Origin of the sequence: Reichenbachiella sp. MALMAid0571 (assembly GCF_040151475.1) — a bacterium.
In the GTDB taxonomy this organism is placed as follows: domain Bacteria; phylum Bacteroidota; class Bacteroidia; order Cytophagales; family Cyclobacteriaceae; genus CAXBNB01.
Window position 1 is genome coordinate 53,294 of the sequence record NZ_JBDKWG010000126.1, and the last position, 10,053, is coordinate 63,346.

Genomic DNA, 10,053 nt, shown 5'->3' on the forward strand with positions numbered 1-10,053 from the left:
TAATGAGAAGCATTAAAAGCTCAATAAGCATTTCTCTTGCAATTTACTTTTTTATGGGTACTTTTGTGAACTTTTATGAACAGGTTGCACAACATATTAAAGCACAAAACACTATTGATCGTCACAGGAGTGGTTATTGCCTTGGCAATAGTATCGGTACCTGTGCTGAAAAATTATGTAACCTGCCCTGTTGTAACCAAATGTGAACAGACCGACAAGCAAGAGGACAAACAACCTGAAACTCAGGTTTCATCCTTTGATGCTGTAGCACCTGTTTTACAAATAAACTTCAACCTCGAAGAAATACTCATTGAAGTATTTACCATTGAATACAATACAGTTCAATCTCAAATTTTAAAGTACATTTCAGAAACGCCTGAAAAGTTTCTGAAAATTCTGTTTAGGTGGATTATTTCACCAAACGCACCCTAATCATTCCAATATTTTTCCAGCAACCAACTGCAATCCATTAATCAATGGACTAGCAAATTTTTATATTATCAAATCAAAACTTTTTAATCTATAATAAAATGAAAAACAAAGGTGGAGTAATCTTACTTACTGTCATTATATCAGCATTATGTCTGTATTATCTATCATTCACATTTGTCTCCAGAAGGGTACAAAAAGAAGCCATAGAAGCAGCCACTGATATCAATAACAATACTAATTTTGTAAAAAAACAAGCTTATCTGGATTCTGTATGGAAAGAGCCTGTTTACAATTTACTTGGAATTGATTTTACTTATCAGGAAATCAAAAAAACAGAATTGAACCTTGGCCTGGATTTGCAAGGGGGTATGCATGTTACACTTGAGGTTTCACCAATCGAAATTGTAAAAGGGATCAGTGGCAATAGCCAGGACGAAAACTTTCTCCAAGCCCTGGAAACCGCTAAAGAGGCAATCAAAGGAACTCAGCTTGATTTTGTGGATGAGTTTTACAGTGCCTACCAAAAATTAGCTCCAGGAGAAAAACTCAGTTACATCTTTGCCACTGAAGCAAATCAGGGCAAAATCAGCTTGAAATCTACCGATGAAGAAGTTCTGCAAGTAATAAATGACGAAGTAAACGGAGCAATAGACCGTTCGTTCAATATCCTTAGAACAAGAATTGATAGGTTTGGTACTTCTCAACCAAACATCCAGCGTCTTCCGGGCACAGGACGTATTCAAATCGAACTTCCGGGGGTCGATAACCCGGCAAGGGTAAGAAAATTACTTCAGGGTGTAGCCAAGCTGGAATTCTGGGAAGTAAATGAAGTGAATGAAATAGGTGCAACGCTTTCTGCCATCAACGATTTATTGGTAAAAGAAATGCAGGCCAAGCTTGCTTTGGAAAAAACAATAACTGCACAGGATGAAAAAACCAATGATTCTGATGCTATAAATGATTTATTTGAAAATACAACCGACTCAACTGAAAACGACTTGGCTTCACAATTGGAAAGTGACAGTACGTCTTTGGACTCTGCTGCTTTCAACAGCCAGGTATCTCCACTTTTCAGTCTTATTGATCAAAGGTTTGGAGGCTTATTCTACAACCTCAAGGATACTGCTCAAATCAACAAAATTTTGAAAAGGAAAGATGTTAAATCAATTATTCCTGCCACGATGAAGTTCTTATGGGCTATTAAGCCTGTAAAAAATCAAGATCCTGCTGATAGTGATGAAATTCTCGAATTGTACAGCATCAAAACAAGTCGTGGAGGCAAAGCTCCACTAACAGGTGAAGTTATCACCGACGCAAGACAAGATATCGACCAGAGATCATCTCCATCCATCAGCATGAATATGAATGCTACGGGAGCAAAAAAATGGAAAAAACTTACTGCATCAAATATCAACAGGAGAATTGCCATCGTACTTGACAACTATGTGTATTCAGCTCCAAATGTGCAGGGAGAAATCCCTAACGGAAGTTCTCAGATCACAGGAAACTTCACATTAGAAGAAGCTCAGGACATGGCTAACATTCTGAAAGCCGGTGCTTTACCAGCACCTACTACTATTGTAGAAGATGTAGTGATCGGACCTACTCTGGGTAAAGTTGCGCAAGCACAGGGAATTATATCCATTTTAGCAGGTTTGATTATAGTTGTATTGTTTATGGTTGCATACTATGCCAAAGGAGGGCTTGTAGCCAACATTGCATTGCTCTTTAACATTTTCTTTATTTTGGGAATTCTTGCTCAGTTCAGCGCAGCATTGACACTCCCTGGTATCGCAGGTATTGTACTTACCATTGGTATGTCCATTGATGCCAACGTATTGATTTTCGAGAGAATCCGAGAAGAATTGAAAAATGGTGCGGGAGTAAAACAAGCTATTTCTTCCGGTTACAAAAAAGCGTATTCTTCTATTGTAGATGCCAACGTAACTACCTTACTTACTTGTATCATTCTATACTCACTGGGACAAGGGCCAGTAAAAGGTTTTGCCATAACATTGATGATCGGTATCATTTGTTCATTCTTTTCTGCTGTATTCATCACCAGAGTATTTGTAGAGTGGATGAGCAAAAAAGGAGAGCAAAGTAAAATTTCATTTGACACACCTTTATCCAGAAACTTATTGTCAAATATTAATTTCGATTTTATAGGAAAAAGAAAAGTGGCCTATATCTTCTCTTCTGTTTTTATCGGAATTGGAATCATAGCCATGATAGCCAAAGGATTGACATTAGGTGTTGACTTTCAGGGAGGCAGATCTTATGTTGTAGCTTTCACCGATCCGGTGGAGCCCTCTGCTCTTAAGATTTCATTGTCAAAAACATTTGATAACCAAGGCACTGAAGTGAAAACATTTGGAGCAAACAACAGATTAAAAATCACTACCAGTTATATGATCAGTGATGAATCTGATGCGGCAGATGCGACAGTAAAAGCTGCATTGGTCAAAGGAGTTGCTGCGCATACTTCGCTACAGTATATCCAGGATGATACCAAATTAGATGCAGGCAAATTTACCATCGCAAGCTCATCAAAGGTAGGAGCAACCATTGCCGATGACATCAAAAATGCTTCTACAGAATCTGTCATTCTAGCCTTAATTGCCATATTCCTCTATATTGTTATCAGGTTTAGAAAATGGCAGTTTGGACTTGGAGCGATCATTGCTCTTTTCCATGATACTCTTTTTGTACTTTCTGCTTTTGCTATTGCAAATCTGATTGGAATCTCGTTTGAAGTAGATCAGGTTTTTATTGCGGCGATGCTGACAATCATTGGTTACTCAATAAATGATACGGTGGTTGTATTTGACAGGATAAGGGAAAACCTTGCTATCAAAGCAGGCTCAGACATGAAAAAAGTATTTAACCAATCTTTGAATGATACCATCAGTAGAACAATGATTACTTCTATCACTACATTAATCGTGGTAATTGTATTGTTCCTTTTTGGTGGGGAAATCCTAAAAGGCTTCTCATTTGCTTTGTTGATAGGTGTTATGGTCGGAACATACTCCTCTCTTTTCATTGCTACTCCTGTAGTAATAGACTTCAACAAGGAGAAAGAGAAGAAATAAATCAAAGGTCGAATAGAACCTTAAAAGCCACTTCAGCTATGGAGTGGCTTTTTTTATGTTGACACTACTACGAATCAACCGATATTCGCTTGTGATATTTTTGTGATCTTTCTGAATTACTTTTGGACAATCCGTATTGAGTTATTCTTAGTAACAAATTGAATGAAGACAGTATTAATAGTAGAAGACGACAAAAATATCCTTGAGCTATTAGAGATTCACCTTAAGGATTTATACTGCGAAGTGACTATGGAAATCAATGGCAAACAAGGATATGAAAAAGCCATTTCAGAGCCTTTCGACCTCATCATATTGGACATTAACCTACCGGAAAAAGATGGTCTTGACATTTGCCGGGATTTACGGGCCAACAAAGTAAAAACGCCTATCATGATGCTCACCGCCCGTACGGAAGAAATTGATAAAATACTTGGACTGGAAACAGGAGCGGATGACTACCTCACCAAACCATTTAGTGTACGAGAATTCATTGCTCGGGTAAAAGCCATTTTCAGAAGAATGGATATGACCGTAGGTTCTTCTTTTGAAGGAGATACTGCACTGAATTTCAGCGGATTGAATATTGACAAATCTAAAAGAAAAGTACTCAAATCCGGTGAACGCATTGACCTTACCCCAAAGGAATTTGACCTGTTGTATTTATTGGCATCCAATCCGGGGAAAAGTTACACCAGAGAACGGCTTTTGTCCCTGATCTGGGGTTATGAATTCAATGGATATGAGCACACTGTCAACTCTCATGTCAACCGTCTCAGAGTGAAAATAGAAGACGATCTCAATGAACCAAAATATATATTGACCACCTGGGGAATTGGCTACCGATTCAACGATGAACTGACCTGATTATGGAAATTAAAAAGACCACCACCGGAAATTTATTCTTAAAACTCTCCTTGGTATTTTTCTTCATTTTGCTGTCCATAGGGGTTTTGTATTTCTACCTGTCCTGGAATATGGCAGAAATGCATTTTATGGAGAAAAACCAAAAACTAAATGCCGGAATAGCTCAGGGACTAATTGATGAAATAAAGCCATTTTCTGATGGAAAATTGAGCGAAGAAGCTACCCATAAAATAATGCACTCCATGATGGGTGTGAATCCATATATAGAAGTATATCTCCTTGGATCAGATGGCAAAATACTTGACCATGTAGCACCATATAAAAAGGTGAAACTGGAAAAAGTAAACCTTACACCAATCCATAATTTTATAGCAACAAAAGGAGCTGAAATGATTTTGGGTGATGACCCAAGAAACCCCGGTAAAACCAAAGTATTTTCGGCAGCACAGGTAGAAGAAAATGGACAAACATTGGGCTATGTCTATGTTATTCTTGCCAGTGAAGAATATGACACTATATCAGAAAAATTGGCGGGAAGTTATTTTATACAACTGGCTTATCGATATGGAATAATCACCTTAGTTGCTGCCTTGCTTATTGGCATTTTAGCCATTTGGTTTATCACCAAAAATTTACAAAAAGTGATTGACACAGTGAACCGATTTAGAAGTGGCGAAATGAGTGCCAGAATCAAAGTAACTAAGGGAGGAGAAATCAATCAATTGGCCGAGTCTTTTAATGAAATGGCAGACACAATAGTAGGCAACATTGAAGACCTCAAATCAATGGAAAACCTGAGACGAGAATTAGTGGGAAATGTTTCACATGACCTGCGCACACCCCTGGCTGTTATCCATGGTTATATTGAAACGTTAATGATAAAAAAAGACAACTTATCGGAAGACGAACAATCCAAATACCTCAACCGTGCTCTGGAAAGTACAGAAAAGCTAAAAGGACTTGTAGAAGAACTTTTTGAACTCTCCAAACTAGAGGCAAAACATGTGGAACCGATAAAAGAACCCTTTTTTATCAATGAATTAATGGATGACATCTCTCAGAAGTACTCTATCCTTGCCAATGCCAAAGGAATAAAAATCAAATCTAAACTTGATAGTAAACCCTGTCTGGTGTATGCAGATGTGAGGTTAATAGAAAGAGTACTACAAAACCTAATAGACAATGCAATAAAATACACGCCAAAAAATGGTGAGATTACCCTCTTGCTCAACAACAAAGACAATCAGGTGGAAATAGAAGTAATCGATACCGGAAGTGGGATTCCAAAAGATCAAATACCTTTCGTATTCGATCGATATCATATTGGCGACAAGAGAATCTCTCTGGATAAAAACAGTACCGGCCTGGGGCTGGCAATTGTGAAAAGAATATTAGAAATTCATGATGCCAAAATCCAACTCAAAAGTAAATTAGGAGAAGGTACTTCCTTTTGTTTTGCATTGCCGATATACAGTTCTTAGAATAGAAATCAATAGATAACTCCCTGTTATTTCACCAACTCTACACTGTATATATTTATAGGAATGGCTTTGCCTTTCAAGGTAATATACCCTATCAATACTTTATTGAACTCGTCAACTTCGTCTAGTAATTCCACAAAAGATTCAGAAGCCAGTAAATTCTTTTTGTACTGATTGCAAACTTTCTGAATTCGGGAGGCAGTATTCAACACATCTCCATGAAAAGCTATTTCACGTTTGATACTTCCAACCTCTGCGGCAGTAACAGATCCTTCATTTATTCCTGCTTTAAATTCAGGCACAAAGCCATAGCGACTTTTATACTTATCAGATTTTTTCAAGAGTACATTGTGAAATGCATAATAGAGCCGAATACAATCTCTGGCTGCATCCTTTTCTTTTTTGTCCCACATCAGCACCGCTTCATCCCCTACATACTGATAGATCTGGGCATTGTGTCTTTTCACTATAGTATTCAAATCCAAAAAACAACTTTGAATCAGACGGCTATATTCTATGTGTCCCAATTTCTCCGCATATCCGGTAGAATCTTTAAGATCCAGAAACATAAATATTTTATTTTCTACTATTGGAGTGTGGTATTTACCAATGAAAAGATTCCACAAATTTCCCGGTCCAAATTTTTTACTTACTTCAATGAAAAAATTGATAATGATTATAATTATTAGAAAATAAGAGAAAAATGCATAAAAAACAGGAGGTGTTTCTTCAAGGATCAAAAGTATCTTTTGATAATCATCAAAGGGAAATATATCAACATGGCTCATCACAAATGACACCATGAAAAACACCAACACAAAAGCCAGAATATACAAGACACTCTGGATGCATACTACCTGCCCAAATGATCTCTTTTTTAACGCCGTGTTTTCAGTGGCCCAATGGATGATATAAAAAAGATTACCAAAAAAGAATCCAAATAAAGAACTTTCAACCAAGGGAAGATGAGAAATGGAATACTGAAAAAATTTGTTTTGTGGATCAACAGGTAGTATATCAATCACTTCAATGAGCGATTGAAAAAAAGACGTTCCTATGAAGGTAAACATAATACTGGCCAATTGCCACGCTAATATTATGATCAACCAATTTGTAATATTTCTTCTCACTTCTAATATTTTATTAAATCTCCATGCAGGGCATTGAATCCTGTAATTCCCTGCAAACCACCAGTATGCAACGCAACAACATTAATATTGGATTCAAAATATTTTTGTTCAATCAATTCATAAATAGCCATCATCATTTTTCCTGTATAAACCGGATCAAGTTGAATATTGTTATCAACTCTAAAATCATTGATAAACTGTATCAATTGGTCATTGAATTTGGCATACCCCCCTAAATGATAGTCATGGTTTATTTCCCAATTCTTTGTTTTTACTTCCTGATGTGATGAAATTAATTTTGCAACCTCTTCATCCAGATAGTTGGCACTTTTCAGTACAGAAATTCCAAGTGTCTTTCTGTTTACTCCGATACCACTTGAAAGCCCAGCCAAAGTACCACCAGTACCCACCGCTGTGACGATACAATCAAAATCAATCTCTATTTCAGATACGATTTCGGCACAACCTTTCACTGCCAAAGCATTTGAACCTCCCTCAGGAATGGCGTAAAAATCTCCGAATTTCCTTTTTAACTCATCCAGGTAGCCTGGTTCGTTTCTGTTTTTATAGTCTTGTCTGGAAACAAAATAGAGTTTCATTCCCAGATCATGCGCATGCTGCAAAGTAGGATTAGATTCCGGACTCAATTCATCTCCCCGAATGACACCAATTGATGAAAAGCCATATTCATTAGCCGCAGAGGCAGTAGCCGCTATATGATTGGAAAATGCCCCACCAAAAGTCAGAATAGCTTTATGTCCATGTTTTTGAGCTTCAATGAAGTTGTATTTTAGTTTTCTCCATTTATTTCCTGAAATGGTAGGATGGATCAAATCTTCTCGTTTTATAAAAAGATTGACTCTATTGGATTTCAAAAATGTATTTTCAATTTTTTGAAGAGGTGTTGAGCTTCCTTTCTCGAACATATTGCAATTTAAACCCGCTTTAGAATATTGATATGATTTAACAGCAAATTTTCAGGGCAATTGTATTTATACTGAAACCTTAGAATTTTGTATAGCACCTTAATTTATCATTTCTGTATAAGTCAGGTATCTCATGACATAAGCATCTTCATTTCCAGAAAAGCAGGTATATTTTTTACACATCTGGCACAAGGCTTTGAACTAATAGCTAATTTTGCCGATATGAATCAGTACGAGGAAATAGAAGACGAATTATACGAGCATCACAGGATAGTAGCCGACCCAAATCAAACCCTACTCAGGATTGATAAGTTTTTGATGGACAGGCTTCCCAATGTCACCAGAAATAAAATACAGAGCGGCATCAAAGACGGTTTTGTGTTGGTCAACGACAAGGAGATCAAACCCAACTACAAAGTACATCCCAATGATGTGATTACCGTCTCGCTTCCTGAGCCTCCACGTGATACTGAAGTCATTCCTGAAGAAATCCCTCTAAATATCATCTATGAAGATGATGACCTGTTGGTCGTGAATAAAGAACCGGGAATGGTCGTGCATCCCGCCTATCAAAACTGGTCAGGAACATTGGTGAATGCCCTGACATGGCATTTTCAAAACCTGCCAACCATGCCCAACAATGACGGCAGACCCGGCCTGGTTCATAGAATCGACAAAGATACTTCCGGTCTGCTGGTGATAGCCAAAACAGAAAAAACCATGACTCATTTGGCAAAGCAATTTTTTGATCACTCCATAGAAAGAACCTATTATGCGCTGGTTTGGGGAGAGCCCGAAGAAGCAAAAGGCACCATCAATGTGAACCTTGGCAGAAGCCTGAAAGACCGTCGGATCACTGCCCCATTTCCGGATGGAGACTATGGCCAAACTGCTGTGACCCACTACGAAGTGTTGAATAACCTCCGGTATGTGAGCCTGATCAAATGCAATCTGGAGACGGGAAGGACGCACCAAATCCGTGCACACATGAAATACCTTGGGCATCCCCTTTTCAACGATGCAACTTACGGTGGCGACAAGATTGTAAAAGGAACAACATTCACTAAATATAAGCAGTTTGTGGATAACTGCTTTAAGATCATTCCCCGGCAGGCCTTACACGCCAAGTCTTTGGGGTTTATCCATCCTTCTACCAACGAATTTGTGCAATTCGATTCCGAACTCCCTGAAGATTTCAAAGCTGTAATAGCAAAATGGGAGCATTACGTGAACTTTGTGGATTGAGAATGCCTTTCCAGATCGTAATCCTGCAAGGTTTTAAAAACCTTACAGGATTTTTTTTTAAATAAAGTAATTTTCAAAGACTGTCCTCTTTTAGCTTTTCGGAGATAAATACCTTGATCACACTTTGTCGGGTGACACCAAGTCGTTTTGCAACTGAATCCAATCCGTTGACCATCCATTCCGGAAAATCGACACTAACACGACGAGGCTGATGACCAGGCCTTGTAGCCTGTGACAAATCGAAATGCTCGATAACATCCTCTCCCTTTTCGAATTTTTTTTCCAGTTCAGATGCTGTAATAAATTTCTTCTTCATTTTTTCGTGCTCTACGTACTGAAATAATCCTGATGCTTTCCTCTACATGAGTAAAAATGGCAGACCAAACTTTGTCGTTTAATTTGGCTATTAGCATAGACCTGAGTTCATCAACTGTGCGTGCCGGAATTTCGATCCTCTGTGGATCAGTCCAAAGCCTACCAGTTGTTTCAAAATCAATTCCATGCTTAGCAAGGTTTGATTTACTCTTGTTCACATCAAACTCAAACATAATTACTGTAAAATTAAGTAATTATTACTTAATAATTGAATATTTAAAAATACTTCATGAGATTTCTACCTCCGCAGAAATGACGAAGCATGTCATACCTGCACAGGCAGGTATCTCATAGAGATAACAAGACTAAGGGATGGTGACTTATAAGAGCCGCCATAGCAACTCCCTATCCATTATTTACCTCGAAATCTCCTTCTAGGTAAAACCCCTAAATTTTTAAGTTTGGAAAAACCCCGATATATGGGGATGCCGGATGTATGACCTTTGTTTCATAATTACAATGTTTCAAAATAAAACTAAAGAGTCATGAAAACTACTACTAATTT

At 37.8% G+C, this 10,053-nt stretch carries 9 protein-coding genes; 5 read left to right on the top strand and 4 right to left on the bottom strand.

Annotated features, from left to right (window positions below; genetic code table 11):
• Nucleotides 1–75: 75 nt before the first annotated feature.
• From AAOP42_RS11080 to AAOP42_RS11095, 4 genes are all read left to right on the top strand, one after another.
• A complete protein-coding gene (locus tag AAOP42_RS11080) occupies nt 76–432 on the top strand; it encodes a hypothetical protein (protein ID WP_349528578.1) in 357 nt (118 codons plus the stop codon).
• Between the two features lie 98 nt (nt 433–530).
• A complete protein-coding gene (secDF, locus tag AAOP42_RS11085; protein ID WP_349528579.1) occupies nt 531–3,527 on the top strand; it encodes a protein translocase subunit SecDF in 2,997 nt (998 codons plus the stop codon).
• 162 nt (nt 3,528–3,689) lie between these two features.
• On the top strand, nt 3,690–4,391 hold the full coding sequence (locus AAOP42_RS11090; RefSeq protein WP_349528580.1) for a response regulator transcription factor: 702 nt from the start codon (nt 3,690–3,692) through the stop codon (nt 4,389–4,391).
• A gap of 2 nt (nt 4,392–4,393) precedes the next feature.
• Nucleotides 4,394–5,872, top strand: a complete 1,479-nt coding sequence (locus AAOP42_RS11095; RefSeq protein ID WP_349528581.1) for a sensor histidine kinase — start codon at nt 4,394–4,396, stop codon at nt 5,870–5,872.
• A gap of 26 nt (nt 5,873–5,898) precedes the next feature.
• Here the strand turns inward: AAOP42_RS11095 and AAOP42_RS11100 are convergent, their stop codons facing one another.
• Together AAOP42_RS11100 and AAOP42_RS11105 are read right to left on the bottom strand one after the other, a co-directional pair.
• Nucleotides 5,899–7,002 (bottom strand): adenylate/guanylate cyclase domain-containing protein, encoded by a 1,104-nt coding sequence (locus AAOP42_RS11100; protein WP_349528582.1) that lies wholly within the window; start codon nt 7,000–7,002, stop codon nt 5,899–5,901.
• A gap of 2 nt (nt 7,003–7,004) precedes the next feature.
• The gene (locus tag AAOP42_RS11105; protein ID WP_349528583.1) at nt 7,005–7,928 is read right to left on the bottom strand and encodes a 1-aminocyclopropane-1-carboxylate deaminase/D-cysteine desulfhydrase; all 924 of its coding nucleotides are present in this window, start codon (nt 7,926–7,928) and stop codon (nt 7,005–7,007) included.
• Nucleotides 7,929–8,150: 222 nt separating this feature from the next.
• Here AAOP42_RS11105 and AAOP42_RS11110 point away from each other — a divergent pair, with 222 nt between their 5' ends.
• On the top strand, nt 8,151–9,173 hold the full coding sequence (locus AAOP42_RS11110; protein WP_349528586.1) for an RluA family pseudouridine synthase: 1,023 nt from the start codon (nt 8,151–8,153) through the stop codon (nt 9,171–9,173).
• 73 nt (nt 9,174–9,246) lie between these two features.
• Here the strand turns inward: AAOP42_RS11110 and brnA are convergent, their stop codons facing one another.
• On the bottom strand, nt 9,247–9,489 hold the full coding sequence (gene brnA / locus AAOP42_RS11115; RefSeq protein WP_349528584.1) for a type II toxin-antitoxin system BrnA family antitoxin: 243 nt from the start codon (nt 9,487–9,489) through the stop codon (nt 9,247–9,249).
• On the bottom strand, nt 9,461–9,721 hold the full coding sequence (locus tag AAOP42_RS11120) for a BrnT family toxin (protein WP_349528585.1): 261 nt from the start codon (nt 9,719–9,721) through the stop codon (nt 9,461–9,463). The genes brnA and AAOP42_RS11120 overlap by 29 nt, the downstream gene beginning before the upstream one ends.
• Nucleotides 9,722–10,053 lie beyond the last annotated feature (332 nt).